This window comes from Sphingobium sp. FG58, from assembly GCF_057809055.1.
This window is the reverse complement of record NZ_JBMDJF010000015.1, coordinates 15,634-41,956: the sequence shown is the minus strand read 5'-3', so window position 1 is coordinate 41,956 and position 26,323 is coordinate 15,634. Positions and strand designations below refer to the sequence as shown.

The window sequence follows — 26,323 nt, the reverse complement described above, 5'->3', positions numbered from 1 at the left end:
GCGCCGCGCGCGGGAGGCTGTAAAGAACAGATCATGACCATGGGGCAGCGGACATGATCGCAAAACTTAAAGGACGGCTCGACAGCACCGGGCTGGACCATGCTATCATCGATGTCGGGGGCGTGGGCTATCTCGTCGGCGCCTCCTCGCGCACGCTCGCGGCGCTGGGGACGATCGGCGAAGCGGTGACGATCCACACCGAAATGCTGGTCGCGGCCGACTCGATCCGCCTTGTCGGCTTCGCCCGCGCGGAGGAACGCGACTGGTATCGGCTGCTCACCCATGTGCAGGGCGTGGGATCGCGGGTGGCGCTGGCGATCCTGTCCGCGCTCGAACCGCTCGAACTCCACCGTGCCGTCGCCATGGGGGACAAGGCGATGATCGCGCGGGCCAACGGCGTCGGCCCCAAACTCGCCCAGCGCATCGTCAATGAACTGAAGGACAAGATCGGCGCGGCCCCGGCTGGCGGCCCGGTCGGCGCAGGCGGCATCGCCATCCTCCCCACCGGCAGCTTCGCCGCCGACGCCCTCTCGGCGCTCCAGAATCTGGGCTTCAAACCCCATGAAGCCAGCACCGCCGTCGCCTCCGCCGAAGCGGAACTGGGCGACGACGCCAGCCTCGACGCACTGGTCCGGCTGGCGCTGCGGAAGGCGGCGAAGTGAGCGAAATTATTGCCGCTCTATTAGGTGCGTTAGCGGTGGGAGGACTGCAAACCATCTTCGCTTTCACGGATCGTCGGCGGATGCGAAAATCAACTTTGATGGCAATAGCAGCAGAAGTCCAAATAATTTGCACTCTCATACGGCATCAAAGATACTTGGAAGGTTTCAAAGAAGCACTTGAAGAAATTGAGGCTAGACAATGGCAAGGTGGCAGCCTGATAATGGATATTCGGAGCCATTATTTTTCGGTTTTTGAATCAAACACTCCGAATTTAGGTACATTAGAAACCGATCATATCGTGAAAATCGTGAGATTTTATGGTTATTGCAAGTCTGCTATCGACTGCACTCGCCCTGATGGTCCTTTTGCTGGTGGCGTTACAGCGGATGAGGCTGAGGGTAACATCCGAAGCGTCGTTGCGATTCTGGAAAATATCTTGCGTCTCGGAGATGCGATAATTCAACTGCCAGAATCACCTACATTGACGGGCGTTGCCCTCCCATGACCGAGCCTGACCGCCTCCTCACCCCCGCCCGCCGCGTCGAGGATGTCGACGCCGCGCTGCGTCCCAAATCGCTCGACGAATTTATCGGGCAAGAGGCCGCGCGCGGCAATCTGCGGGTCTTTATCGAGGCCGCGAAAGCGCGGGGCGAGGCGCTCGACCATGTCCTTTTCTTCGGCCCGCCGGGCCTTGGCAAGACCACGCTGGCGCAGATCGTGGCCAAGGAAATGGGCGTGGGTTTCCGCGCCACGTCCGGCCCGGTGATCGCCAAGTCGGGCGATCTTGCTGCCCTCCTCACCAATCTCGATGAAGGCGACGTCCTGTTCGTGGACGAAATCCATCGCCTGAACCCTGCGGTCGAGGAAGTCCTCTACCCCGCAATGGAGGACCGCGCGCTCGACCTGATGATCGGCGAAGGCCCGTCCGCCCGCTCGGTCCGTATCGACCTGCCGCCCTTCACCCTGGTCGGCGCGACCACGCGGCAGGGCCTGCTCACCACCCCCTTGCGCGATCGTTTCGGCATCCCGGTGCGCCTGCAATTCTATACCGTGGCCGAGCTGGAACTGGTCGTGCGCCGCGCCGCGCGCCTGCTGGACCTCGCCATCACCCCCGACGGCGCGATGGAGATTGCCCGCCGGTCGCGCGGCACCCCGCGTATCGCCGGGCGGCTGCTGCGCCGGGTGCGTGATTTCGCCAATGTCGCGGGCGTGCCCGCCGTGGACGCGAAGGTCGCCGACGCCTCGCTTCGTCGGCTGGAGGTCGATGAGCTGGGCCTGGACCTGATGGATCGCCGCTATCTGATGATGATCGCCGACATTTATCGCGGCGGCCCGGTCGGCGTCGAAACCCTCGCCGCGGGCCTCTCCGAAGCGCGTGACACGATCGAGGAAGTGATCGAACCTTACCTCATCCAGCTCGGCCTCATCGCCCGCACCGCGCGTGGCCGCTGCCTCAATGGGCCGGGCTGGAAGCATCTGGGCCTCAACCCGCCGCAGGACATCCAAAACACGCTTTTCGACTAGTGACCCGAATCTGAAGTTCGTCACCTTGTCTGGCAGGCGTTGAACGAACTTCAGATTCATAAGGGTCACTAGCAAATATTTGATTCTAGTGTGGTTTAGGGATTTGAAATTCGCTCCCCACCTTGCCGAAAAATGTGGCGAATTTCAAATCCACCACACTAGAAAGCCTTGGCCCCTACGGCATGGCGTGGCTATAGCTTTGCCATGAGCCAGGCGCGCGCCAGATGCGCCAAACACCCAGGAGTCGAGCCTTGCGGGCCATCGAGACATTTCCCAACCTCGTCACCATGTTCTTCACCCGCACAGCGGAGCAGGGCGACAAGCCCTTCCTGTGGCGCAAGAGCGGTGGCACATGGCATTCCTTGAGCTGGAACGAAGTGGCCGCGCAGGTCGCAGCCCTCTCCTCCGCGCTTAAGTCACTTGGCCTCAAACCGGGCGATCCGGTCATGCTGGTCAGCGAAAATCGGCCGGAATTCTGCATCGCCGACCTCGCCATCATGGCGGCGGGTTGCATCACCGTGCCGACCTACACCACCAACACCACCCGCGATCACCAGCACATCCTGACCGACAGCGGCGCCCGCGCCGTCATCGTCTCCACCGCCAAGCTGGCGCAGGCGCTGATGCCCGCCGTCGTCCGGTCGCAGGCCAGTTTCGTCATCGGCATGGAGCCATTGCGCGGCGCTCAGGGACAGGCGACCTGCCATCTATGGGATGATCTGATCGCCGCCCACCCTACCGACATCGCCAGCTGCGCCGCCGCCCAGACCGCGACCCGCAATGATCAGGCCTGTATCATCTACACCAGCGGCACCGGCGGCGCGCCGCGCGGGGTGATGCAGCATCATGGCGCGATCCTGCTCAATGCCGAGGGTGCAGGCACCATCGTCGCGGAGGATTTCGGCTGGGGCGAAGAAAGCTTCCTCTCCTTCCTCCCCCTCTCCCACGCCTATGAACATAGCGGCGGCCAGTTCCTCCCCATACTGCTGGGCGGGCAAATCTATTATGCCGAAGGGCTGGAAAAGCTCGCCAGCAATATCGAGGAAACCCGGCCGACCATCATGGTCGTCGTCCCCCGCCTGTTCGAGGTGCTGCGCGCCCGCATCATCAAATCGATCGAGAAACAGGGCAAATTCCCCACCTGGCTGATGGCGCAGGCGCTGCGCATCGGCGCGAAGGAGCAGCAGGGCAAGGCCTCGATCCTCGACCGGCCCTTGAAGGCACTCCTCGCCCGGACCCTCATCCCCAAGATCCGCGCCCGCTTCGGCGGCCGGCTCAAGGCGCTCGTGTCCGGCGGCGCGCCGCTCAACCCCGATGTCGGCCTGTTCTTCGACGCGATGGGCCTCACCCTGCTCCAGGGCTATGGCCAGACCGAGGCGGGACCGGTGGTCAGCTGCAACCGCCCCCGCGCCGGGATCGCGATGGATACGGTCGGCCCGCCGCTCAAAGGGGTGGAGGTCAAGATCGCCGACGATGGCGAAATCCTCGTGCGTGGCGAACTGGTCATGCACGGCTATTGGCGCAACCCGGCCGAAACCGAAAAAGTGCTGAAGGATGGCTGGCTCCACACCGGCGACATTGGCGAATTTGATGGCCAGGGCCGCATCCGCATCACCGACCGCAAGAAAGACCTGATCGTCAATGACAAGGGCGACAATGTCTCCCCGCAAAAGGTCGAAGGGATGCTGACGCTTCAGAATGAGATCGGCCAGGCCATGGTCCATGGCGACCGGCGCCCCTATCTGGTCGGCCTGATCGTCCCGGACGCGGAATGGACCCGCGAATGGGCGCAGGCCAATGGCGTCGCGCCCGCCGATGCCCCGGCAAGCCCGGCCTATATGGCGGCGCTGCGCGCGGCGGTGGACCGGGTCAATGCCGACCTGTCGGTGATCGAACGGGTCCGCCGCTTCATCCTGGCCGACGAACCCTTCACCATCGACAATGAGGAAATGACCCCGTCGATGAAGATCCGCCGCCACATCATCCGCAAACGCTATGCCGATCGGATGGACGCGCTGTACAAAGGGTGAAGCGATTGATGATTGCGCGTCTTGTTTCGATAGCGGCGGCGATGATTGCGACCACGCCTTTGCAAGCCGCGCCATCAGGCCCGGCCAGCATCGCCGAGCATCAGCGCCAATGCGCGGGCAAGGATGGCTGGAGCGACCCCGCCCCGCCCGTCCGCATCTTCGCCAATGTCTATGATGTCGGCAGTTGCGGCATCACCGTGCTGCTCATCACCGGGTCGAAGGGCCACATCCTGATCGACGCGGCCACCGCGCAGGCCGTCCCGTCGATCATCGCGAATATCGAGCGGCTGGGGCTTCGTCCCACAGACGTCAAATATCTGCTCACCACCCATGAACATGTCGATCATGTCGGCGGCCTGCACGCCATCCAGCAACGCACCGGCGCAACCCTGATCGCGTCGGCCGCGGCCCGGCCGATGCTGGAAAGCGGCACTCCGGCCAGCGATGATCCGCAACGCGGCAGCATCCCAGACTTCGCCGGCGCGCGCGTCGGGCGAATCGTCAAGGATGGCGAGACCATCGCGCTGGGGTCGCTCCGCCTGACCGTCCATCTGACGCCGGGCCATTCGCCGGGCGGCACCAGCTGGTCCTGGACCGCCTGCACTGGCAAAAGCTGCCGCAGGATCGTCTATGCCGACAGCCTCAGCGCAGTATCGGCGGACGCCTATCGCTTTGCCGATCACCCCGCCTATGTCGCCCGCCTGCGCGCCACCATCGCCAAGGTCGCGGCCCTGCGCTGCGACCTGCTCATCACCCCGCATCCCGCCTCCAGCAATCTCTACGACCGCCTCGCCGGAAAAGCCCCGCTGATCGACAACAAAGCCTGCGCCACCTACGCCGCCATCGCGCGCAAGTCTCTCGACCAGAGACTGGCTCGCGAGGCGGCTTCCGTAAAACGTCGATAAAGGCGGCGGCCTATTTCCCCGGCGCGCGATAGGGTATGAAATCCCCCAGCGCACAGCTGCCCGTGGTCATCCCCGTCATCAGATTGGCGCTGGTCGCGATGTCGCCGCGACAAAGCTGCGACCCGAAACTGCGGGTAATCATCGTGTCGCCATAAGTCAGGCCGTTGCAGCTGCCGATCAGCTCATTCTTGTAGATCAGCCGCCTGCTGACTCGGTAGAGCAGCACATTATTGCTGATCACCGTCAAATTGGTCTGCGGCTCGCGGTTGATGCAGCTGACCTTCTCGCCCGCGACCTTGCCAGCCAGCGCCTTGTCCAGCGCTGCGGCCTGCTTGTCGGTCAGTGGCGTGGGCGTATAGCTGCCGGTGCAGGCGGCCAGCATCAGGGGCGTCAGGCATATCCAGGCACGCATCACGGCTCTCCTCATTCTCTGCCCACAGGACGGCAGCATAGCGCAGTATCCGTCAGGCCGCATCCTTCGCGGTGCGCCGCTGCGCCAACTCTTCCACGCTCCGCGCCCGCATGAAGATATTGGTCGCCCGCTCCAGCCCGATCGTCGTCGGTACCGTCGCCTCGCCCCGCGCCCGCGCCGCCTCGACCTCCGCTACCCGCACGGTCAGCGCATCATTGTCCGGCTCCACCCCCAGCGCGAAGCGGCCGTTGGAGAGCGTATATTCATGCGCGCAATAGACCGCCGTATCCTCCGGCAATGCGCCCAGCCGGCCCAAATTGGCGAACATCTGCGCCGCCGTTCCCTCGAACAACCGCCCGCAGCCCATCGCAAACAGCGTATCGCCGACAAAGACGATGGCGTCGTCGGCCAGATGATAGGCGATATGCCCGGCAGTATGCGCGGGGACTTCCATCACGGTCGCGACATGTGTCCCGATCCGCACCCTGTCGCCCTCGCCCACCGTCCGATCGAGCGTGCCGATCTTCTCCGCCTCCGCCGCCGGGCCGGTAATCGTGCAGCCAGTCGCCGCCTTGATCGCCGCATTGCCGCCAACATGGTCGCCATGCCAGTGGGTGTTCCAGATCTGCCCGATCGTCCAGCCCCGCGCCGCCGCAGCCGCCAGCACCGGGTCTGCCACAGCCGGGTCGATCACCACCGTCTCGCCACTCGCCGCGTCATGCATCAGCCAGACATAATTGTCGCTCAGCACGGGGATGCGGACCACTTCCAGCATCGCGTTCACCACGCGCCGACATTCGGCATCGACAGCCAGGGTTCGGCCGGGTCCAGCCGCCCGTCCTGCAACAGTTCGATCGAAATGCCGTCCGGCGTGCGCACGAACGCCATATGCCCGTCGCGCGGGGGACGATTGATCGTCACGCCCGCATCCAAAAAGCGCTGGCAGGTCTCGTAAATATTCTCGACCCGATAGGCCAGATGGCCGAAATTGCGCCCGCCATCATAGCTTTCCGCCGGGCTGCCATCGGTCGGCGGCCAGTTGTAGGTCAGCTCGACCTGCGCATCCTCGTCCCCCGGCGCGGCGAGATAAACCAGCGTGAAACGCCCCTGTTCGCTGTCGAACCTTTTGACCTCTTTCAGGCCCAGCAGGTCGAAAAAGGCGATGCTTTTGTCCACGTCGGTCACACGGACCATGCTATGCAGATATTTGGGCAAGGGTCACTCCATTCGTCGCCATAAAGCAACGGTTCATCTCAGGACTGGCACGACTGCCCTATAGATAAGGTCGCGCATCCCCCGAAGGAAGAGGAAAGCATTATGGCATTGGAATTGCGGGACAAGGTTTTACTCGGCAGCGCCGCGCTGCTGGCGTTGGGCGTCATGAGCGGCGGCTATCTGCTGGGCGACGGGCTGAAGCGGGCCAAGGCGGCGGACCGATCGGTCACCGTCCGCGGCCTGGCTGAAAAGGATGTGACGGCGGACCTCGCCACCTGGTCGATCAGCTACTCGGCAACCGGCTTCGACCTGCCCTCGGTACGCGCCGAAATCGACAATAACACCCGCGAACTCAAAGCCTATTTCGCCAGCCTGGGCTTCAAGCCCGAAGCGCTCACCCCGGTCGGCGCGGGGGTGAACCAATATCTCAACAATGGTGTCAACAATATCACCATCACCCAGCGGATGCTGCTGCGCACGACAGACATTGCCCGCGCCCAGCGCGCCGTGGCGCAACAGTTCGACCTCGTGCGTCGCGGCGTGACGCTCCAGGAAGGGTCGGGGATGCGCTACAGCTTTACCAAGCTGAATGACCTCAAGCCGCCCATGGTCGCCGACGCCACCAAGGACGCGCGCAACGCCGCCGAACAATTCGCGCAGGACAGCGGCATCAGCGTCGGCAGCATCAAGAGCGCGACCCAGGGCTATTTCTCGATCGAGGCCCGCGACGGCGAAGGCGGCGACGGATCGAGCGACACCCCCTATAAAAAGGTCCGTGTCGTTACAACTGTAGATTTTTACCTTAAATAACAACGGTTTATATATATGGCGATAAAAACCATTTTATATGTCTAGCTCGGTGTCGGCTTAACCGTGCCAGCGGCGGGCAATCGCGACAGATTGTCCGCCGCCGCCTTCCCTGCCGCTGTCGTCGGTGCCAGCCTGACCGCCCGCTGCCAGGCCGACCGCGCCACATCTGCATGATCGGTCAGGATGGCGATATTGCCCTCCTCCAGCGCCACTGACGCATCATCGGGCGACAGTTGCACCGCACGGGCAATATGCGCCTGCGCCAGCGCCATCTCGCCCGACCGCCGCGCCAGCGTCGCCGACAGCAGCCAGCCCAACGGGTCCTTGGGTGCCTGTGCCAGTGCCACATCAAGCGACTCCCGCGCCGCCGCCCCGTCGCCCAGCGCCACCAGCGCCCGCGCCCGGTCGAGATGCACCTCGCCCTTCTCCATGCCGTCGGGCAGTCCCCGCGCCAGCGCCGCGTCGAAATCCTGCCGCGCCTTGGCCGCATCTCCACTCGCCAGCGCCGCATTGCCCGCCTGCGCCCACAGCCTTGCGCTCTGTGCCATCTCGGCGCTGCGCTCGGCCTCCTCGGCGGCCTGCTCGAACGCGACGATCGCCGGCGCCCAACGCTCCGCCCGCGCATAGGCAAAGCCCATGCAGTGCCGCGCATAGAAGCTCCCGCCCTCGATCCGCCATTTCTGCGCAAAGGCCACTGCCGCATCGGGCGATTCGACCGCCTGATCCAGACAGGCCTGAAAGGGTGCCGCAAATTTGGCCGGGACCGGAATCCGCCCATCCTCCCGCGCCGCCGTCGCCTTGGGTGCAGCAACGGCCGCCGCTGCCGCTTCCTGCTTCTCCTTACGACTGCGGTTCATCACCGCCTCAATCTCCGGGTCATAGGCCTGAGCCAGCAACAGGATCGGCAGGAAAAGGGGCATCACAAATTGTCCAGCAGGCTGGCGACGGTGCGGATCAGCAGGGTGATGTCGCCGTCGCGGGAAAGGCGGTGGTCGCCGTCCTTAACCAGCAGCGTCTGCACATCGGATGAACGCACCAGCCCCGCGGTCCGCAGCGCCGTCTCCCACGGTACATCATCGTCCCGCTGCCCCTGAAGCAGCCGCACCGGGCAATCGATCGCGATCGGCCCATCGAGCAACCGCAGCGCCTGCCCCGATTCCCAGAAACCAAGCGTCGTCACATAGGGCTGGTCGCCATAGGGGGTCGGCTCTTCGATCCGCCCCTCGGTCATCAGCAATGCCTTGTCCGCGTCGGTAAAGCCCCAGTCGGTGAAATCCGGCGCCGCCGCGATCCCGACCAGCCCCGCCACCCGATCCGGCCGCGCCAGCGCCACCAGCAGCGCCAGCCAGCCGCCCATAGACGACCCGACCAGCACCACTGGCCCCACCACCAGCGCGTCGATCAGCAGCAGCACATCGTCCCGCCAACTGGCCAGCGTGCCATCCACGAAGCGCCCCTCGCTCGCCCCGCATCCCGCATAGTCCAGCCGCAGCATCGCTCGCCCGCTCTGCGCCGCCCAAGCATCCAGCGCGACCGCCTTACCCCCCTCCATGTCGGACATATAGCCCGGCAGAAAGACGATCACCGGCCCCACCCCGCTGCGCTGCCGATAGGCCAGACGCAACCCGTCAGGCCGGACAAACAGGACAGGCGGCGCAAAGTCGGCATGGGTCATGGCAGGGCATCCTGTTGGACAAAGGGTGTGATCGCCCATAACCCGGCTTTTTGCCTGAACCACGAAAATTATCCGCTTTCCTGCGTTGACAGCCCCAAGGGCAGCGGCTAGTTGCGCGCTCCTACCCCGTGCCCAGATGGCGGAATTGGTAGACGCACCAGCTTCAGGTGCTGGCGATCGCAAGGTCGTGGAGGTTCGAGTCCTCTTCTGGGCACCATTTGTTCTTCCGGAGAAGTCCGCAGAGATCGAAAAAACCGCTGAATTCAGCGGTTTTTTTGTGTCTGACGTCCATCGGTTTCCGCTGGTGGATTTGGGAATTCAGGGTAGCTGAGGGTATCTTTGCGGGTATCGGCCAACATGGCCGCAGGAGATACCCTCATGGCACTTTCATCCCTCGCATTGTCCAAGGCAAAGCCGAGAGACAAGCCCTACAAGCTCGCGGACGGGCATGGTCTCTATCTGTTGGTGACGCCACAAGGCGGTCGCTACTGGCGCATGAATTATCGCTTCGATGGCAAAGCCAAAACGATGGCGATGGGCGTCTTCCCATTGATCACCTTGGCGGAGGCGCGAGAGAAAAGAGAGGAAGCCCGCAAGCTCTTGGCGGCCGGCTCGGATCCCACCGCAATGCGAAAGGAAATTGAAGCCCAGGAAGCCTTCGAGGCGACCACTGGTTTTCGCACCGTTGCCGAGGAGTGGCTCGCCAAGCGCGAACGGGAAGGACTTGGGGATGTCACCATCGGCAAGATCAAATGGCTTCTCGAATTTGCTTACCCCAGCCTGGGCGATCGCAAAATGAGCGAGATCACGAGTATGGAACTCCTTGCTGTTTTGCGGGAGGTCGAAGGGCGAGGCCGACATGAAACTGCCAGACGACTGAGGAGCGTCTGCGGCAGAGTGTTTCGTTACGCAATCGCAACTGGGAGGGCAGAGCATGATCTGTCCGCCAATCTTCGCGACGCTCTGACAACACCAAGGGTGAAGCATTTGGCTGCCATCACCAACAGCCAGCAGGTCGGGCCGCTGATGCGTGCGATTGATGGTTTTGACGGTCATGCGGTGACGAAAGCCGCCTTGCGGCTGGCTCCGCATGTTTTTGTTCGTCCTGGCGAATTACGCCATGCCGAATGGTTGGAGATCGATTTCGACAAGGCGTTATGGTCGATTCCTGCGGAAAAAATGAAGATGCGGCGCCCACATCGCGTCCCGCTTTCGCGGCAATCCCTTGCCGTCCTGTCTTCCATCAGGGAGGTCACCGGGACGGGTAAATATGTGTTTCCCGGCTTCCAATCCATAAAGCGGCCCATGTCCGAGAATGCGCTGAACGGCGCTCTTCGACGGTTGGGCTATTCAGGCGATGAAATGACGAGTCACGGCTTTCGAGCCATGGCGAGCACATTGCTCAACGAGATGGGCAAGTGGCATCCCGATGCAATCGAACGCCAGTTGGCGCACGCTGAGGCGGACGCGGTTAGGCGCGCTTATGCGCGCGGAGAATATTGGGATGAGCGAGTAGCGATGATGCAGGCCTGGTCGGACTATCTGGATGGCGCTGCCAGAAGCTAGGGAAGCACCACCGTTATGGTCGAGTGCCGAGTTAAACCTGCTTGTCCAAGGAGCGTGGAACCAGCGGGAGAAGATGATGCAATATTGGAACGACTGTTTGGCCTGCTCCCGATGGCTGAAAGGGTGAGCAAGGCGAGGTTAGGACGGCGCTATCGAGACAGGTGTGAGAGAGCGTGCTGGGTGTGATTAAACGCATAATCGGCGCTTTTGCGAAATGGCTCGCTGAATGTTGGTATTGCCATTTGGCATCATTTCTCTATATAATGCCAATTGGAGATGCGTTATGACAATGTTGCAACCCATTGAGACGGTTCCAGCTCCGTTCCGGCCTGAGCCTGTGACGCAGGATGAAGGCGGCGCGATGTTTCGTGCGGTCCTCAATCTTTTTGCCAAATGGGGCGTCACGGACGAGCAGGCTGCTATGCTGACCGATATGCCTTTGCGCAGCTTCCGTCGGTGGAAGGCTGAAGGGGCGGGCCGCATCTCGCGTGACGGCCTTGCGCGCTTGTCCAACCTCATGGGCATCCATAAGGCCTTGCGGATCATCTTTGAGGAGCCGCAGCGCGGCTATGACTGGATCAAGGCGCCCAACGCCGTCTTTGATGGCGCAAGCGCGCTGTCCGTCATGCTGGGCGGCGAATTGACCGACATCATGCGGGTGCGGCGCTATTTGGACGCGGAGCGCGGCGGCTGGTGACGGTGACTGATGGTCCGCCGGTCAACAGGGTCCATTGGGAGGGTGCGGTCAGGATCATCCGCAGCATCTATCCTCCGATAGATCTGTTCGAGGACATTGCGGACCCTGCAGACTGGCCCCTCCTCATCTCCGCCGAGCAGAAGACAAATCCGCGGATCATGACGTCGGTTGGCAATATCGATCTTGTCCCTCCCGCGCGACGGGTCGGCGGCGTTGGCGCCTCCTATCTCATGGCGTCATTCACTCATGTAAGTCCCGATCGACCAAGCCGGTTCTCGGCCGGACATCATGGCGTACTCTATGTCGCGCGCAGCTATGAGACAGCGCTGTTCGAGACGATCCATCATCATGCAAGCTTCATGGCCCGAACGGCCGAGCCTGCCGGATGGACATCGCAGTTTCGGGAGATCATTCTGAAGGTCGATGCCGATTTGCATGATCTCCGAGCGGATGCTGCAGCATTTGGCCTCTGCCTCGATCCTGACAACTACGAAGCGGCGCAACAGCTCGCCGCGACGCTGCGCAGTTCAGGGTCGGACGGTATTGCCTATCCAAGCGTCCGGCAGGCCAGTGGGGAATGCGTCGCGCTTTTCTATCCGGACTGTGCATCGAGCCCCGTTCAGGGTCGGCATCTCGATTATCACTGGAACGGCAAGCGAGTCGATCTTGTTCGGGACGCGGGCAGCGGCGCTGTGTTCAGGGTCGTAGAGAGCGCATGATCGGAGAAGCCGCTAAATGAACGATGCCACAAGGGATCGTCACGCGCAGGCAGCCCGCCTGCTGGGCACGCATCCGGATTATCGAGTGCAGCGGCGCCTTGGCCCCGTCACGCATTTCCACGCAGCAAGTCCTGAGGCCTCCAGCCGTATCGGGGTTGCGATCGATGTGGAGACGACCGGGCTCGACCGTGAGACCGATCGGATCATCGAACTGGCTATCCAGCGTTTCCGGTTCGATGAGCACGGGCGGATAATCCAGGTCGGGATTCCGCGAGTCTGGCGTGAAGATCCCGGTATGTCGATCGATCCGAAAATCACCAGCCTGACCGGCCTTACCGATGCGGACGTCGCCGAGCAGGAGATCGATGAGTCGGTAGCGGTCGATATTCTGTCCTCCGCCGACATCATCGTCGCGCACAATGCCGCCTTCGACAGACCGTTCGTGGATCGTCGCTTGCCTGCGATCGCCGGCAAGCCCTGGGCCTGCTCGATGGCGGAGCTGGATTGGCTCGAGCTTGGGTTCGAGGGGCGGGCCTTGGCGCATCTCGTTTCGCAATGCGGCTGGTTTTATGAAGGGCACAGGGCAGAAAACGACATCCTGGCCCTTCTGTATCTTCTTTCTCACGGCCTTCCGGATGGAGAGACGATCCTGGCAAAGCTGATCGCCTGCTCGGAACAGCAGACCTATAGGGTGAATGCCATCGACGCTCCTTTCGATGCCAAGGACCGGCTGAAATCTCGCGGGTATCGCTGGGACGCCACCATGCGCTTCTGGTGGAGGAGCATCGCAGAGCAGGACCGCGACACTGAACGCACCTGGCTGCAGAGCGACGTCTATGGCGGATATGGGGAACCCGCCTTCCTCCCCATCACGGCTTGTGAGCGGCATCGCTGAGCTTCCCGATCATCAGTAACGCACGGCATCGCGAACCGACCCGGAGCATCTGGATCAGGCTCACTGTCCCTAAGCTTGCCTGCTATCATGCCGCCCAACGGTCAAGCTCGGGAAACAGCGGTACGGCTGGCGGCAGGCCGGGCTCCACTACATTTGCGTCGAACGTCGCGACAGTCAGCCATTCGACGCGCCACTCGACCCGGGCAGCATTGCCGTCGAATCGGACAATGCCAGCGCCGTCACGCGCTACCTCCCAGCGACACTGCATGGCTTCATCATAATAGCCCATGAGTAAAGTGCCATCGCTCAAACCCACCAGAAAGCGCTCATCTTCGTCATAGGGCACCGTCAGCACGGTCTCGACATCGCCGGAGACCCGCAGGCGTACGCTATCTGGAATTGGGGTGATCGAAACGCACATCGCAAAATCCCTCTTTCCTACATCAGAACATATAGCGAACATACTGGGCAGGAAAGGAGTCGGCAATGGTGATAATCGACGGATCATTTCTTCTGGGGATCGCGGCGGTGCTGACCAGCGTCGCGACGTTGTGGCGCAACCTGAAAGGTCGGAGATAAGGAGCCGGAGCGGTCCGATCTCTCGATTCATCGACGAGATCGGGCCGTCGCGGTGCAGGCTATCTTGTTTGATGCGCCTATTGCCGGGCGATGTGGGCTCGGGTGCAACCGCGCCGTCATCGGCGCGTTCGATCCACCCAAGGAGAGAAAATATGACACATCGGCCTTCTGTGCCCCCAGGCAGCACGGCACCCTATCCCGCACACCCAGCGCCGCATGCCGAAAGCATACAAGCAGATGAGCTTTCGACCGATGCGAGCGAGGACGAACAGGACGCCAAGCTATCGGGTCCAGCGAAGATCCTGGGTGCCGCGGTCGGAATCGGGTCTGCCGCTATTGTCGCGGCGCTGCTCTACGCGCGGCAGCGAAAGGCCTGATGAAGGCTGGCGTCGGCCTGACCCGGCCGCTGCTCGAGTCAGGCCATTTAATCGGGCTTTTTGTCGAGCAGCAGCCGCTCACCTTGTTTTTGAACGATCGCTTTAATCGGTCCTGACATGAGGCTGAGCATGACCGGCAATTGCAGGGTCACCCGCAGACGAGTATCTTGCGCATCAACGGTGCAGGGCACCTCCACGCCCATGGTCGTGACGGTCAGAGACAATCGATCCTGGCTTGGCCAGCTGTGGGTGACGGTGGCCGCGCCGCCTGGGATATGGGAGGCCAGCTTGCCTATACCCGCGGCCATGCGGCGCCTTGCTTCGTCGCGGCCGAGATTATGCGGGATTTCGATAATTGTAGGTGTTGCCATTGATTGTGGACTCACTGCCCGTGTGATGGTTCCGTTTTACCGCCCTCATCTCGAATTGTTTGTGTTGGCCCACGCTCTCGGGGCAAATTCTGGCCGGTTGCGGACAAGCTGGTTCGGATCGGCTGCATTGCGTTAGCTGACATAGATATTTCCACCTGCTAACTACACTTCGCGGCCATGCGGTCGCTTAGGGGGATCGCTTGAGCCGACAGCTTATTAACGAATATCGCGCTGATCTCGATCGGTTGCGTGCCGTATCGGGCAGCCGCCGCGAAAGCGTGCTGCGCGAGGCGTTTAAGGATCTGCTCAAACGCTGGGGTCGCACTTACGATCTGCTGTTCGTGCCCGAACACACCATCACCACGCCGCAGAAGAACCGCATCTATCTCGACGGTGCCTTACTCCACGCGCTGCGTGTGCCGTTTGGCTATTGGGAAGCCAAGGACGCGGACGACAATCTCGATGCGGAGATCGTGGCCAAGACGCGCAAGGGCTATCCCCGCGATAACATCATCTATTCCGACGATCACACCGCCATCCTGATCCAGGACGGGCACGAAGTCGCGCGCGTCGCGATGAACGATACCGACGCGCTCTACCCGTTGCTGGTCCGCTTCTTCGCGCATGAACGGCAGGAGATCGCCGACTTCAACAAGGCGGTGAAGCAGTTCAGCCAGGACCTGCCTGCCGTGCTTGAAGCGCTGCGCGGCCTCATCGCCAAGAAGCGCAAGGCGTCAAAGCCCTTCGTGGCCGCCGAAAAAGCTTTCCTCGCGCACGCGCAGGAGGCGATCAACCCGGCGGTCACCGAAGGAGACGTGCAGGAGATGCTGATCCAGCACATCCTGACCGAAGACATCTTCGCCAAGGTGTTCGACAATCCCGATTTCCACCGCCAGAACAACGTCGCGTCGGAACTGTACAAGCTTGAGGAAAAGCTGTTCGCGCGCGGCGAGAAATCGACGCTGCTGCGCGCGCTGTCACCCTATTATTCCGGCATCGCGCAGACCGCCGCGGTCATCCAGAGTCATTCCGAAAAGCAGGGCTTCCTGAAGGGGCTCTACGAGAATTTCTACAAGGTCTACAACGCCAAGGCCGCCGACCGGCTGGGCGTGGTATACACCCCGGGCGAGATCGTCCGCTTCATGATCCGATCGACCGACTGGCTATGCGAAAAGCACTTCGGCAAGAACCTCGTCGATCGCGGCGTCGAGATCCTCGATCCCGCGACCGGCACCGGCACCTTCATCGTCGAACTGCTCGAACATTTCCGCGGGCATCACGACAAGCTGCGCCACAAATATAAGGAAGAGCTGCACGCCAACGAAGTCGCGATCCTGCCCTATTACGTCGCCAATCTGAACATCGAGGCGACCTATCAGGCGATCACTGGCCAGTTCGCCGAGTTCGAGAATCTGTGCTTCGTCGACACGCTCGACAATGTCGATGCGCTCGGCATCCATGCCGGCCACCAGTTCGATCTGCTCGGCAGCCTGACCGACGAGAATATCGAGCGGATCAAGAAGCAGAACCGCCGCAAGATCAGCGTCATCATCGGCAACCCGCCATACAATGTCGGGCAAAAAAGCGAAAACGATAACAATAAAAATCGTGCCTATTCGCATATCGATCAGCGAATTCGATCAACCTACGTTTCTCAGTCAATGGCGCAAAAAACTGCTGCCTACGATATGTATGTTAGGTTCTATCGCTGGGCAACAGATCGATTGGGCGACGAAGGGATGCTAGCCTTTGTTACAAACCGAAGTTTTCTAGATGCGCAAAATCTTGATGGCTTTCGAAAAACCATTGCTCGAGATTTCTCCGCCGCTTGGGTGGTCGATCTCGGTGGTGACATAAGAAGCAATCCGACGTTATCGGGGACAAAACACAATGTCTTCGGCATCCAGACTGGAATTGCCATCTGTTTTCTCGAGAGACGAAAAATCGAGTCAGATTTCGTAATAAACTACATTGCGCGGCCGCTTGATGAGACAGCAGACGACAAGCTGGCGTTCCTTGCTGCCTCTTCAATAAGTGATTTGGGTTTTGATAAAATTCGACCTGATGCACGCGGGGCGTGGCTTCACAGGGAAGATAGCGATTTCGAGAAGCTTCTGCCTGTCTCTGTGATGCCAGGGGGGCGTAATAAATCTTCCGGATATATTTTTGACCTGTCCTCGACGGGCTTAATGAGCGGACGCGACGAATGGGTCTACGATTTTTCAAGCAAGCTTGAAGCAGCAAAGCTTGGAGCCTTTGCGGCGGTTTTCGCCAGTGTCCCAAAGAGGTTTGATCCGGCCCAACTTCCTCTCGATGTAAAATGGTCGCGCAATCTGAAAAGAAAGATCGGAAGCGTGCCCGCTTCTGAAATGGCCCGGCGCGACACTCGCGTGGCCGCGTTTCGCCCCTACGTGACGAAGGCATTGAGCGGCCCGGATTACCTAATTGATGAACTCGGCGCGCTCAATCGCACTTTCTGCGGACCCAACCGTGCGATCGCTTTCCTTTCGGTGGCGTCCTCTCAGCCAGTGGCAGTTCTTGGTGTTGATAAACCGTTTGATTATGGACTTTTGAAAACTGGAAATGGAGGCACTCAAGCGCTGTATCGCTACCGCTTCACCAAATCCGGCGAGCGGATCGACAACATCACCGACTGGGCGCTCAACAAATTCGTCAAGCACTACGGCAAGAAGGGCGTCACCAAGGATGCGATCTTCCACTATGTCTACGCCGTGCTCCACGATCCGATCTACCGCGAAACCTATGCGCAGAACCTCAAGCGCGAATTCCCGCGCATCCCCTTCTACTCCGATTTTGCAGGATGGGCGGCGTGGGGCGAGGCATTGATGGCGCTGCACGTCGGCTATGAGGACGTCGCGCCCTGGCCTGTCGAGCGGATCGACACGCCGGGCAAGCGCGCCGAAGGCACGGACCCCAAGCCGATCCTCAAGTCGCAGCCCGAAGCGGGCGTGGTGGTGATCGACGGCGACACGCAGATCACCGACATTCCGCCCGGGGCGTGGTCCTATCGCCTCGGCAACCGCTCAGCGATCGACTGGGTGCTCGACCAGCATAAGGAAAAGAAGCCCCGCGACCCGACCATCGCCGCCAAGTTCAACACCTATCGGTTCGCCAATTACAAGGAGAGCATGATCGCGCTGCTCGCCAAGGTGGTGCGCGTGAGCGTCGAGACCGTTGCCGTCACAACAGCAATGAAAGAGATTGATCGCAGCACTTGGGCATAAACTGATTTTCCGACGACGGCTTTCGGAGCAAAGAGTGGCTGACGTGGATGACCGAGAATGGCGCATTCCAGATATGGGGAACGACCTGGCCCACACAGCGTCATAGCCGGATGACTACTGAATACCACAACCTGATGCGTTTCATCGAGGCCCAGCGTGACGCCTACGGCATTGCACTGGCTGAACTGCAAAGGGGCAGAAAAACCAGCCATTGGATGTGGTTCATATTTCCGCAGCTTGCCGGTCTGGGCCGCAGTCCTACCGCGCAGCATTACGCTATCGCGTCGCTGGACGAGGCGGTTGCATATTTGGAGCATACCACGCTCGGCGCGCGGCTGCGGGAATGTGTACAAGCTCTACAGGCTTTGCCCCTCGGCAACAGTGCGGCCGGGGTGTTTGGCGAAGTAGACGCCGTGAAGCTGCGATCATCCCTTACTCTTTTCGAATCGGCGGGCGGTAGTGACCTTTTTAGCGCCGCGGTGGACCGCTGGTTTTCCGGTGTACGGGATGATGCTACTCGGAAGTTGCTGGCAGGGCGATAGCCAGTTAGATTCATCGATCAATACTAACATGAAGTCCCTGATGCCGTGGGCCTTCGCCTCGGCATTATGGGCCGCATCGTGCGATATTCATGCCGGATCATATGCCGGTTTAAAGCCCCGAATTATCGATCCATTTTAGCTAAATTCAGCATTTCCGGGCCGGTTCATTACGGATAATGACCAGGGGGTTGCAGGGTATTCTCCTAGACCGTTCCGTCAAACAGGGCCGACGGCGAGTTGCAGCCCGACGTCGCTTTCAGCGTTGCCCAACATAGGGTTCGCAGGCGATGCCGTCGGCATCGCGGTCCAGATGGGGACCATAGCCAGGTTCGCCCGCACGTAGAGGCGTAGCGCCTGCGGCGCGGGCAGCATCGCAATGGGGATAGGACCATCCGCCACCCCGTTCTAGTGCGGGACGATCTTCATGGCGATCGCGCGCCATGAAAGTCCAGCCCCCTACGGCAGCGAAAATCATCGTTCCGGCAGCTATTTTATTGGCAAGCCTTCGCTGCTGGCGCTTGCGCCTCCCTGCCGCATAGTGAGCGCCTTCACGAATGGGCACGGCGCGGAAGGGCTTCTTGAACGACATGGGGCGACAATGATGCCGCCCCATGGTGAAATTTCGGTTTCCTCGCGTTTCGATCAGGCGAGTTCGGGTTCCTTGGCTTTGCGGGTGCGGGTGCTTGGCGCCTTTGCCGCGGGAGCGGCAACCGCTGCCTTGGGCTTGCGGCCCAGGCCGATTTTGAGCGCCAGTTCCTTGCGGGTGGCGGCATAGCTGGGCGCAACCATCGGATAATCGGCGGGCAGGCCCCATTTGGCGCGATAGTCATCCGGGGTCATCTGATAATGGGTCATCAGGTGACGCTTGAGCATCTTGAGCTTCTTACCGTCTTCGAGGCAGACGATATAGTCGGGCTTTACCGAGGCCCGGATCGAGACGGCGGGCTCGAGCTTGGCCGTTTCCGGCTCTTTCGTGCCGAGGCCGTTAAGAGCCTGATGCACGTTGGCGATCAGCTGCGGCAGATCGCCGACGCTGACACTATTGTTGGAGACATGCGCCGCAACAATGTCGGCGGTGAGGGTGATAAGCATATCCTGTGCGACCAGCTGTTCTGACATTTTGTTGCTCCTGAAGGGAGGATAGGAGGATCGCCAGCCTTTTGACGGACAGCGACAGGCGCGAGATAGTGTTACGCATTCATAACATCAAATGACGACTCTAATTTGATGGTCCCGTCCTGCTCAGCATATTGATACAGCAGCCGATTTTCTTGCCCGTCGCGACGCCCTGGTCATCACCGATTGCGGTCAGCTCGGAAATTCTTGTGTCGGCACGCATTTTTGCTTGGCCGCCATGGCTGCTGATGAGCATCAACGCGGCGCCCCATGAAATCTGCGCCTGTGTCAGTGTCATTTGGCCATGATCCAGTCGACGACAACGACAAGTTGGCTTTCCTGTACGCTGTCGGCAGACATGTGGCGACCCAGACGAAAGCCGGGCGGAACATGCTCAACTTCCACCGGTTGGCTGAGTCTATAGCGGACAGGAGAGAGCGATGTTTCCCGAACAGATTCCAGGCGAAAATGACCAGGCCGATATGAAAGGCACGTCCATGGACGATCTGCCCGGCACCGACGGCACCGACGAAGATGTCGACGTCGATGTCGATGCCGAGAAGGAAGAGCAGGACGCCGATGGACTGGAGGACGCCCAAAAGGATGCCGCGGAAAAGCGGGAACAGGAAGGCGGCTATCAATAGCCGCCATGGCCTCGTCAGCGGTCGTTCGCTGACGGGGTCGAGGTTTGGTTGTCGCTTTGCCCACCCTTCTAGTCGGACGTCAAACGCAGCTCTGGCGGCATGGATTTTTGCTTTAGCTGCCTATGCGGTGGACAGCTCAAGGTTTGCGGCGACGTCGCACTCAGCAGGCGCAGATAACGTTCATCTGCGTGATGGTGCCCATTAAGGGCGCTTCATGCCCCAGCGGCCGGATGGAATGCTCGCGAATGAAGGCTGCGGGATCAACATCATGTTCCAGCAGCACCCCGCATGTCTCGCCATCCGCCCAGATGATCGACGCACAGATTTCGACCTGATTGACGATGATCGTCACAGCCGTACCGGCTGGCGGAAATTCGAACCCGTCCAGCTGCGCGCCATAGATCGACATGTTTCTAATCGTAGCAAACTCATAGAGGCCCGACCAGTTGACCGTGCATGGGACGTTGGCGGTCTCGCGGGGGTTTCGACGACGTTCGGGTGTCTGGGCAAGCGCGTTGCGCATCATATCTGTCCTGTCGTCCCCATAGTAAGACCGACAGGCAGTTGGATTGTTCCAGAGTCGGGGATCGCCGAGTCATCGATGCGCTGTCGCGGGGTTCGGCATTGTCCCACCTGTGCGCTATACGCATGCCGTGCAGGAGAGTATTATGCCCTGCCCGCGGTGCCCCCCGATGGTGTCCGGTCACCTGGCGGTGATCTTGTCCACGGCGACAATATCATGGTCTTCCCGCACACCCTCGACGCATACATGGCGGCCCAGAAGATGCTCTTGCCTGCCTAGGGCGAGAAGCCGCCATTGCCCACCGTCGGCCATTTGCAGGATAAGCTGGCGGCCTTCCTGCATCAGCAGGCCTTCCAATATGACGGGGCGGTATCTGGCCATGAGCTGAGGGTTCTTATTTGCCAGATCAGTGCGACCATTATCTCGTCAACCATCTGGTCCGCTAAAAAAGGCAAAGTTGCTTGAGGACGACGGTTGGCGCTACTTCAAAGGACGAGCGCTAAAATCATCAGGAAGGGATGCTTTTTGGCGAAATAAGGTTCAAAAGCTGATTCGCAACCGCAGTATCTGCGCCAGACAGATCGACGCTGGCGATGCGCAATTTCTCACCACCACCACGCATTTCATATGACGCATCCACAGGCGTAGCGGCCAAGTCGGCATGATGTGGATAGAGTAACATTACCTCTGTCGGGCGATAAAGACGGGCGTACGCCATCATTTGATATATGTCCGCCTGACTAACTCCGCGCTTTTTATCGTCGATTTTATTGGAGATTCGCTTCCACTTCGTGTCGATCACCATGACGGTCCTTTGCCCATCGTTGATGCGTATATCCGGTTTGGTTTGGAAGCTTTCCATTCCATTCTCACCTTCTTCTATAAGACAGTTGAGAAATCCGCTTTGAGCATGGACAGTCAGGTTCGTCCCCACAAGCGCCCGTCTTGTGAGCGCTGTGATGTACGCCTCGAACAATTTATTCATCGGAAACAACAGCGAGATGCCGTGCCGCATTGCCGGATCGGCGTGTGTGGCTTGCCATTCACGCTTCAAGAATAGACGAGCAAGATTATAAAGCATTTCCCATCGGCGGTTCGTCCGATCGATCTTCACCTGCTTCCAGGGCAGGACAGTGGGGCTCAAATCGCTGACGTCGGCTAAAAGGAAGCGCAGTTCGTCTAGACGCCGTGCCGTCTCAGAGGCTACAGCGTGCCGCCTTAGGAACAGTACACAGCTCTTCATTATTTGCAGGAGCGGCGTATCAGCGATGAGGATGTCAAATTTGCACGCGAGCCGATCTGGCCGCACAGCATTAAAGGTGAATTGGCGCGTTACGTTAAGACGCCCCCGCAAGGAAGGCAGGTCTTCCTGCTGGGGCATGTAGGCGCGGGGCAAGCCGCGCTTTGCCTCGCCAAATAACCGGTCCGCAAACAGCCGTATCAAGATTTCCAGTAGGCTAAGATTTTGTTTCGCCATGGCGGCGGCTTGCCCATCGCCTATGTTGAGGCCCAGCGCGACGTCCAACATATGCACCAATCTCCGGCGCACACCCTCTTCGTCCTGCGCATCCTCCCGATCGATCTTCGGAAGAATTTCGAGGCTGCATCCGGCAGCAGCAATGACGCCGACCTGCTGCCTTGCTGTTAGATGCCGATGGTGATCGGATAGGATGGCAGTGCCTTCGTTTCCGCCTAGTGGATGGGCTCGCGCCGCCGCCAGCAGGGCATTGGCCTGACGGCGCGAAAAATGTTGTGCGGGTATCAGTCCCTCATCATTATGAACCCCCACGCGGCCCCATTCACGAACGGTAAGATGGGTCATTCCGCAGCTTCGGCCTCAATCGCCATAGGACGCGATTTGCCCAACAGACGGGCGTAGGCGGCGGGCGGGAAACCCATTCGGTTACTATCCGGCTCATCCCAACGAACGAACCAGCTCTTGCGCTCTTCACCTTCGCCAAGCGGGCATTTCAATGCTCGACTACCGATAAAGCCGTCCCCGAGGACTGCGGCAATGCGGCTCCAATCCTCGAAGAAATACTCTTGCAGGAGTGGGATGACCTTATCGCGCATGGCCGTATCTACATCGTCTGCGCTTTTGCAGCCCATGAAGAAGGCATGTCCGATGCGATGTTCGCGATCAATGAAATATTCTATGCGCTGATTGATGGCCGTAAGCGCCGCCACCAGGTCGACACCTGTCCTTTGGGAAGCATCTCGCAGCAAATCCGGGTCAGGCGCCATCTCACGAAATGTGAATCGCCGCCTGAGTGCGGTATCGAGCAAGGCGATCGAACGGTCAGCCGTGTTCATCGTCCCAATGATGTGCAGATTGGCTGGGACGCCAAAATCCTTCTTCTTGGAATAGGGCAGCGTCAAGGTGATGGCATTGGGCATTCCAAGCCGCTTATCCGGCTCGATCAAGGTGATCAGCTCGCCGAACACCTTGGAGATATTGGCGCGGTTGATCTCGTCAATGATGAGCACGAATTGGTCGGGAGCGCCGTGGGCGATATTCTGCGCTTGCGCGTCATCTTCCCCGGCGATCAACCGGCCCAGGGCAGGGAAATTGACGCGTTTATTTTGCACCGAATAAAGCGTGCGCATCGTGAATTTGCCGTCGATGATCGTGTCCAAAGGCAGCGGCTCATCAAGCGTCAACAGCCAGCGCACATCGCGGCGATGCGCATAATGCCCTTCTGCTGATGGCTCGAACCGGTAGTCACCGGTGATTTCAGCGACGGCTCTAAACGCCGTATTGCCGTATGGCACGATGACGATGTCACCAATTTTCATTTCGCAACGGAAGGGCCACATCTGCGTCCAGTGGCTTGGTGTGGAATCTTCGGGATTCTGCGCCTGCCATTCAGCTTTGATCGCATCGAATGTCGAGAAACGATCGGAACTCCAGTCGATGGATCCGCCCCAACCCAGGGTGATGTAATTGTTCGCGACAGCTGCATCATAGACATCGTCTTCACTACCGATGGCGCCCTGTCCCATTTTCCAGAAGCGACGGCCTGTGAAATCATAGCCGTTCAACCCGGTCAATGTCGGCTTGGTCCGAGCCTGATCTGCCAAAGCGCAGATTTCCCGGAATATTCCAGGCTGCGATACCAAACGAAATCCAGCAGTTGCGCCTTCGGCGTCACTCGCTTCGCCGGTTTCCGGGCGCAGGCCTTCGACGAAATTTTCATAGTCGTAATTCTGGTGGAAGGTGACAAACGCGATCCGCTTCTCGGTTTCAAGTTCATGATAGCGCTTCAGAAGCTCTGTTCTGCCTTCCGCGGTTTCGGGATAGTCGGCCTGTCCGTCACAAAGTGTCACTGCCTCCAAGGCGGTGCGATAGGTTTTGCCGGTTCCTGGCGGCCCATAGAGAATGAGGTTTGTAGGTTCCGATTTCACTTGGGCCATGCGGTTGGCTCCCTCCGACAGATCGAACGTTAATTTTCTCGTGGTGCTTTGTTTGGGGCCTTCACCGGTGGGTGGCGGAACGCCCGCCAGTTCTTGGAATTTACGGCCTTCCAGCGCCTGACAGATGTTAGGCCAGGCCATGTTGAGGCCCATCTCATTGTTTAACGGACCCACGACGACTGTCACGCTTGCTTCGCCGCGTTCACGGGCGGGGGTGATGTAACGCGTCAGTACATATTGCCTAATTCGGCTGGCTTGAGATTCGTCTTCGTCGATCGCCGTTTCATCCGGCCATACACCGAGCCGGGACGGCGTTGGTGCTCGCCAACCGTGAATGGCATCATCAGCATTGGCGATGGCTGATACAAATTGCTCAGCCGACTGGTGGTCGAACTGGTAACTGCCGGCGAGGCCAAGGCGCTCATGCTGATGGCTGAATTCGAGAAATCCGCCATCTCGTCTCAGCTGGACAGAACCAAGCGTGCCTTCCGCGCGATCATTTTCTGGCGACCTTCGTCCAAATCGGATCTGTGGAATGCTGGTGTGATACCAATCCAGCCCGGCGGCATTGACTGCGCGGGCCATCTTGCAAAATGATTCTACCTGCTCCTCAGTCCATCGTTGACGCGCAGAATGAAACGGCTCGTTCCCGTCAAAGCGACTCAGCAATTCTTCGTTGGTCATTATGGGGTCCATCGCGTCCGCTTCATCAGTTGAGCCATAGTTGGGATTTTGGCCTTCAAGGAAATAGCCATACTGCTTCAACGCAGCGATCATATTTGAAAGCTGCCCGCTCGGTTCTTCTGCCTGAGGCACTACAGATTTTATGACAGACGGATCGGCAGTTTGATCGTCCTTCAGTTGGATCAGATGGCCGATCAGGTTTTCCCAGAGCCCCAGATTAAAAATCTCTTCGAGAGTTGTCTGTTCGTAACCAAGGCCTCTCAGGCCGCGCTCAGCGCGTGCGCAACGCCTGACGCGATTGTCTTTCGCTTTTTTGGTAAGGGGTTCACCCTTCCAGAGGCGTTTGTCCAACCATGCCCGGAATTCAGCCTCTCGCATACAAAGTCATCCTCAAATATCTTCGTCGAAATTGAACATCCGCATCATTGTTTGAAAACATTGTCGCGATGCCAGGCCAGGAAATGCGGGTGTGGCCGGTCTGCTGCGCGGATTGGAAGAGTGGCGCGGCGGCTCTTGTTGATGAGGCCCGTGATGCTGTCGCTGTCATTGGCCTGACGGGAAATCATGATGTCGAGATCGTCCGAGAGGCTGATAAGCCCCCGGTCGAACATCCAGTGGACGGTGCCGGACAGGGTGATACCATTCTGGACGCTATCGGGGCCATTGGCTTCGACTGGCCGGATGTGGGCAGCCTCCGCTTCCGCGCGGCCACCCCCGTTGATGAGCTTGAGGCCAGTGATGGCGCAGCGCTCGTCATAGGCGCGCAGCACGACACGGCGGAAAACACGGTCGCGCTCGATCCTGGAAACAAGCGTTGTCGTGCGGCGGCGCTCCTGCTCGACGAGGAAGGGCATGGCCTCGTCTTGAAAGAGGGGCGGCGGCAGGTCATCGACGCGTGGCAGGAGCGGGGCACGCTCGTCCAGGCCGAGATCGAGGATATGGTTGAAGTCAGCCGTCGAGATGGGGCGCACCGCTGCCTGGGCGCGACCAGAAACCTTGCCTGCCTCATTGAGAAGGCCGCGCTCCGCTAGGCCATCAGGACCGTTGAAGGGCACGGCATTGGCAAATTCAAGATAGCTGCCCGGTTCGATCATGGCGATATACATGCCGGGTGCCTGGGGATCGGGAATGACCTGGCTGACTTTGGCGACCGCAAAATAGCCGCGGCTGCCGCTGACCTTCACCGGCTCGTAATAAACAATCCAGTCGCTGATGCAGGCTGAGACCCGGCCAAGATATTGGGACGGGAACTGATAGCGTTCGGCTGGGCTGTCGTCGTAGATCGAGTCCGACCGATGAATGAAAACCCCAAAGGCCATGGCCTTGTTATCCCCCCAGATGCGGCATCAACCGCAGTATCGACCATGGCCCGGTTAGTGGGGACCAGGCAAGGGATAGCTGTTTTTCTTAGGGGTTTTCCGGGCGTCCCCTTTGGGCCGCGCTCTATGTCGCTGCTCTCCACCGAGCCTGGCTTCGCCTGTCTCGGCCCTTGCGGGTTTCGATCGCTGACACGCGATCCTTAGCGGATCACTGGCGGACATCGCTTGGGGCGATGGCGTGGGCCGGTCCCGGCCAAGCGGTGTGGGCGTCGCTTCCCTCTAGGCCCGTCGCGGCGGGCAGCAAGCCGGCCGGTGGCGCGGCTCCTCCACTAGTGTTGCGGTCCTGCGGATGCAGCCCGCCGCTTGTCCGGGCCTGCCGGTGCGCTCTTGCCGCCCAC

At 60.1% G+C, this 26,323-nt stretch carries 28 protein-coding genes and 1 tRNA gene; 14 read left to right on the top strand and 15 right to left on the bottom strand.

Going from position 1 to position 26,323, the window contains the following annotated elements; genetic code table 11:
- Positions 1 to 53: 53 nt before the first annotated feature.
- From ruvA to bla, 5 genes are all read left to right on the top strand, one after another.
- Positions 54 to 662, top strand: coding sequence for a Holliday junction branch migration protein RuvA (gene ruvA, locus ACODR8_RS15495; protein WP_489008096.1), 609 nt, complete (start codon positions 54 to 56; stop codon positions 660 to 662).
- On the top strand, positions 659 to 1,168 hold the full coding sequence (locus ACODR8_RS15490) for a hypothetical protein (RefSeq protein WP_489008095.1): 510 nt from the start codon (positions 659 to 661) through the stop codon (positions 1,166 to 1,168). The genes ruvA and ACODR8_RS15490 overlap by 4 nt, the downstream gene beginning before the upstream one ends.
- Positions 1,165 to 2,187 carry a Holliday junction branch migration DNA helicase RuvB gene (gene ruvB / locus ACODR8_RS15485; protein WP_119743650.1) on the top strand — a complete coding sequence of 341 codons (1,023 nt, stop codon included), beginning with the start codon at positions 1,165 to 1,167 and terminating at the stop codon, positions 2,185 to 2,187. Before ACODR8_RS15490 ends, ruvB begins: the two co-directional genes overlap by 4 nt.
- A gap of 287 nt (positions 2,188 to 2,474) precedes the next feature.
- A complete protein-coding gene (locus tag ACODR8_RS15480) occupies positions 2,475 to 4,217 on the top strand; it encodes an AMP-dependent synthetase/ligase (RefSeq protein WP_489008130.1) in 1,743 nt (580 codons plus the stop codon).
- An 8-nt stretch (positions 4,218 to 4,225) separates the two neighbouring features.
- Positions 4,226 to 5,122 carry a subclass B3 metallo-beta-lactamase gene (gene bla, locus ACODR8_RS15475; protein WP_489008094.1) on the top strand — a complete coding sequence of 299 codons (897 nt, stop codon included), beginning with the start codon at positions 4,226 to 4,228 and terminating at the stop codon, positions 5,120 to 5,122.
- A 10-nt stretch (positions 5,123 to 5,132) separates the two neighbouring features.
- Here bla and ACODR8_RS15470 read toward each other — a convergent pair whose 3' ends face one another.
- The 3 genes from ACODR8_RS15470 to ACODR8_RS15460 are packed head-to-tail and all read right to left on the bottom strand — an operon-like array spanning position 5,133 to position 6,749.
- Positions 5,133 to 5,534: a hypothetical protein gene (locus tag ACODR8_RS15470; protein WP_489008093.1), complete on the bottom strand. Its 402-nt coding sequence runs from the start codon at positions 5,532 to 5,534 to the stop codon at positions 5,133 to 5,135.
- A 52-nt stretch (positions 5,535 to 5,586) separates the two neighbouring features.
- Complete coding sequence (gene gloB, locus ACODR8_RS15465; protein ID WP_489008129.1) at positions 5,587 to 6,309, bottom strand: hydroxyacylglutathione hydrolase; 723 nt, start codon at positions 6,307 to 6,309, stop codon at positions 5,587 to 5,589.
- 5 nt (positions 6,310 to 6,314) lie between these two features.
- A complete protein-coding gene (locus ACODR8_RS15460; protein ID WP_489008092.1) occupies positions 6,315 to 6,749 on the bottom strand; it encodes a VOC family protein in 435 nt (144 codons plus the stop codon).
- A 102-nt stretch (positions 6,750 to 6,851) separates the two neighbouring features.
- On the opposite strand from ACODR8_RS15460, the gene ACODR8_RS15455 reads away from it, so the two are divergent.
- On the top strand, positions 6,852 to 7,559 hold the full coding sequence (locus ACODR8_RS15455) for an SIMPL domain-containing protein (RefSeq protein ID WP_489008091.1): 708 nt from the start codon (positions 6,852 to 6,854) through the stop codon (positions 7,557 to 7,559).
- Between the two features lie 41 nt (positions 7,560 to 7,600).
- Here the strand turns inward: ACODR8_RS15455 and ACODR8_RS15450 are convergent, their stop codons facing one another.
- Together ACODR8_RS15450 and ACODR8_RS15445 are read right to left on the bottom strand one after the other, a co-directional pair.
- On the bottom strand, positions 7,601 to 8,479 hold the full coding sequence (locus ACODR8_RS15450; protein ID WP_489008090.1) for a tetratricopeptide repeat protein: 879 nt from the start codon (positions 8,477 to 8,479) through the stop codon (positions 7,601 to 7,603).
- Positions 8,479 to 9,234 (bottom strand): alpha/beta fold hydrolase, encoded by a 756-nt coding sequence (locus tag ACODR8_RS15445; RefSeq protein WP_489008089.1) that lies wholly within the window; start codon positions 9,232 to 9,234, stop codon positions 8,479 to 8,481. The genes ACODR8_RS15450 and ACODR8_RS15445 overlap by 1 nt, the downstream gene beginning before the upstream one ends.
- 130 nt (positions 9,235 to 9,364) lie before the next feature.
- On the opposite strand from ACODR8_RS15445, the gene ACODR8_RS15440 reads away from it, so the two are divergent.
- The 5 genes from ACODR8_RS15440 (at position 9,365) to ACODR8_RS15420 (ending at position 13,111) form a co-directional block, all read left to right on the top strand.
- A tRNA-Leu gene (locus ACODR8_RS15440) sits at positions 9,365 to 9,451 on the top strand.
- A gap of 161 nt (positions 9,452 to 9,612) precedes the next feature.
- Entirely contained in the window at positions 9,613 to 10,800 is a 1,188-nt protein-coding gene (locus ACODR8_RS15435; protein WP_489008088.1) for a tyrosine-type recombinase/integrase, read from the top strand.
- 283 nt (positions 10,801 to 11,083) lie between these two features.
- A complete protein-coding gene (locus ACODR8_RS15430; protein WP_489008087.1) occupies positions 11,084 to 11,497 on the top strand; it encodes an MbcA/ParS/Xre antitoxin family protein in 414 nt (137 codons plus the stop codon).
- A complete protein-coding gene (locus tag ACODR8_RS15425) occupies positions 11,491 to 12,216 on the top strand; it encodes an RES family NAD+ phosphorylase (RefSeq protein ID WP_489008128.1) in 726 nt (241 codons plus the stop codon). Before ACODR8_RS15430 ends, ACODR8_RS15425 begins: the two co-directional genes overlap by 7 nt.
- A gap of 16 nt (positions 12,217 to 12,232) precedes the next feature.
- Entirely contained in the window at positions 12,233 to 13,111 is an 879-nt protein-coding gene (locus tag ACODR8_RS15420) for a 3'-5' exonuclease (RefSeq protein ID WP_489008086.1), read from the top strand.
- A gap of 85 nt (positions 13,112 to 13,196) precedes the next feature.
- Here ACODR8_RS15420 and ACODR8_RS15415 read toward each other — a convergent pair whose 3' ends face one another.
- Together ACODR8_RS15415 and ACODR8_RS15410 are read right to left on the bottom strand one after the other, a co-directional pair.
- Positions 13,197 to 13,532: a hypothetical protein gene (locus ACODR8_RS15415; RefSeq protein ID WP_489008085.1), complete on the bottom strand. Its 336-nt coding sequence runs from the start codon at positions 13,530 to 13,532 to the stop codon at positions 13,197 to 13,199.
- Between the two features lie 582 nt (positions 13,533 to 14,114).
- Complete coding sequence (locus tag ACODR8_RS15410) at positions 14,115 to 14,438, bottom strand: polyhydroxyalkanoic acid system family protein (protein ID WP_489008084.1); 324 nt, start codon at positions 14,436 to 14,438, stop codon at positions 14,115 to 14,117.
- Positions 14,439 to 14,638: 200 nt separating this feature from the next.
- Here ACODR8_RS15410 and ACODR8_RS15405 point away from each other — a divergent pair, with 200 nt between their 5' ends.
- Complete coding sequence (locus ACODR8_RS15405) at positions 14,639 to 17,683, top strand: type ISP restriction/modification enzyme (RefSeq protein ID WP_489008083.1); 3,045 nt, start codon at positions 14,639 to 14,641, stop codon at positions 17,681 to 17,683.
- Between the two features lie 110 nt (positions 17,684 to 17,793).
- Complete coding sequence (locus tag ACODR8_RS15400) at positions 17,794 to 18,225, top strand: DUF1810 domain-containing protein (RefSeq protein ID WP_489008127.1); 432 nt, start codon at positions 17,794 to 17,796, stop codon at positions 18,223 to 18,225.
- A gap of 256 nt (positions 18,226 to 18,481) precedes the next feature.
- Here ACODR8_RS15400 and ACODR8_RS15395 read toward each other — a convergent pair whose 3' ends face one another.
- From ACODR8_RS15395 to ACODR8_RS15385, 3 genes are all read right to left on the bottom strand, one after another.
- Positions 18,482 to 18,667, bottom strand: a complete 186-nt coding sequence (locus ACODR8_RS15395; protein ID WP_489008082.1) for an excalibur calcium-binding domain-containing protein — start codon at positions 18,665 to 18,667, stop codon at positions 18,482 to 18,484.
- 200 nt (positions 18,668 to 18,867) lie between these two features.
- The gene (locus ACODR8_RS15390; RefSeq protein ID WP_489008081.1) at positions 18,868 to 19,344 is read right to left on the bottom strand and encodes a Ros/MucR family transcriptional regulator; all 477 of its coding nucleotides are present in this window, start codon (positions 19,342 to 19,344) and stop codon (positions 18,868 to 18,870) included.
- Positions 19,345 to 19,444: 100 nt separating this feature from the next.
- Entirely contained in the window at positions 19,445 to 19,639 is a 195-nt protein-coding gene (locus ACODR8_RS15385) for a hypothetical protein (RefSeq protein WP_489008080.1), read from the bottom strand.
- A gap of 142 nt (positions 19,640 to 19,781) precedes the next feature.
- Between ACODR8_RS15385 and ACODR8_RS15380 the strand changes: the two genes are divergently transcribed.
- Complete coding sequence (locus ACODR8_RS15380) at positions 19,782 to 19,985, top strand: hypothetical protein (protein WP_489008079.1); 204 nt, start codon at positions 19,782 to 19,784, stop codon at positions 19,983 to 19,985.
- 160 nt (positions 19,986 to 20,145) lie between these two features.
- Here the strand turns inward: ACODR8_RS15380 and ACODR8_RS15375 are convergent, their stop codons facing one another.
- The 5 genes from ACODR8_RS15375 to ACODR8_RS15355 all read right to left on the bottom strand — a co-directional run bounded on the left by ACODR8_RS15375 (position 20,146) and on the right by ACODR8_RS15355 (position 25,925).
- Positions 20,146 to 20,511 carry a PilZ domain-containing protein gene (locus ACODR8_RS15375; protein WP_489008078.1) on the bottom strand — a complete coding sequence of 122 codons (366 nt, stop codon included), beginning with the start codon at positions 20,509 to 20,511 and terminating at the stop codon, positions 20,146 to 20,148.
- Positions 20,512 to 20,688: 177 nt separating this feature from the next.
- Positions 20,689 to 20,889 carry a DUF5818 domain-containing protein gene (locus ACODR8_RS15370; protein WP_489008077.1) on the bottom strand — a complete coding sequence of 67 codons (201 nt, stop codon included), beginning with the start codon at positions 20,887 to 20,889 and terminating at the stop codon, positions 20,689 to 20,691.
- A gap of 127 nt (positions 20,890 to 21,016) precedes the next feature.
- The gene (locus tag ACODR8_RS15365) at positions 21,017 to 22,330 is read right to left on the bottom strand and encodes an McrC family protein (RefSeq protein WP_489008076.1); all 1,314 of its coding nucleotides are present in this window, start codon (positions 22,328 to 22,330) and stop codon (positions 21,017 to 21,019) included.
- Positions 22,327 to 24,984: an AAA family ATPase gene (locus ACODR8_RS15360; protein WP_489008075.1), complete on the bottom strand. Its 2,658-nt coding sequence runs from the start codon at positions 24,982 to 24,984 to the stop codon at positions 22,327 to 22,329. The genes ACODR8_RS15365 and ACODR8_RS15360 overlap by 4 nt, the downstream gene beginning before the upstream one ends.
- Before the next feature lie 44 nt (positions 24,985 to 25,028).
- Entirely contained in the window at positions 25,029 to 25,925 is an 897-nt protein-coding gene (locus tag ACODR8_RS15355; protein ID WP_489008074.1) for an HNH endonuclease, read from the bottom strand.
- Positions 25,926 to 26,323 lie beyond the last annotated feature (398 nt).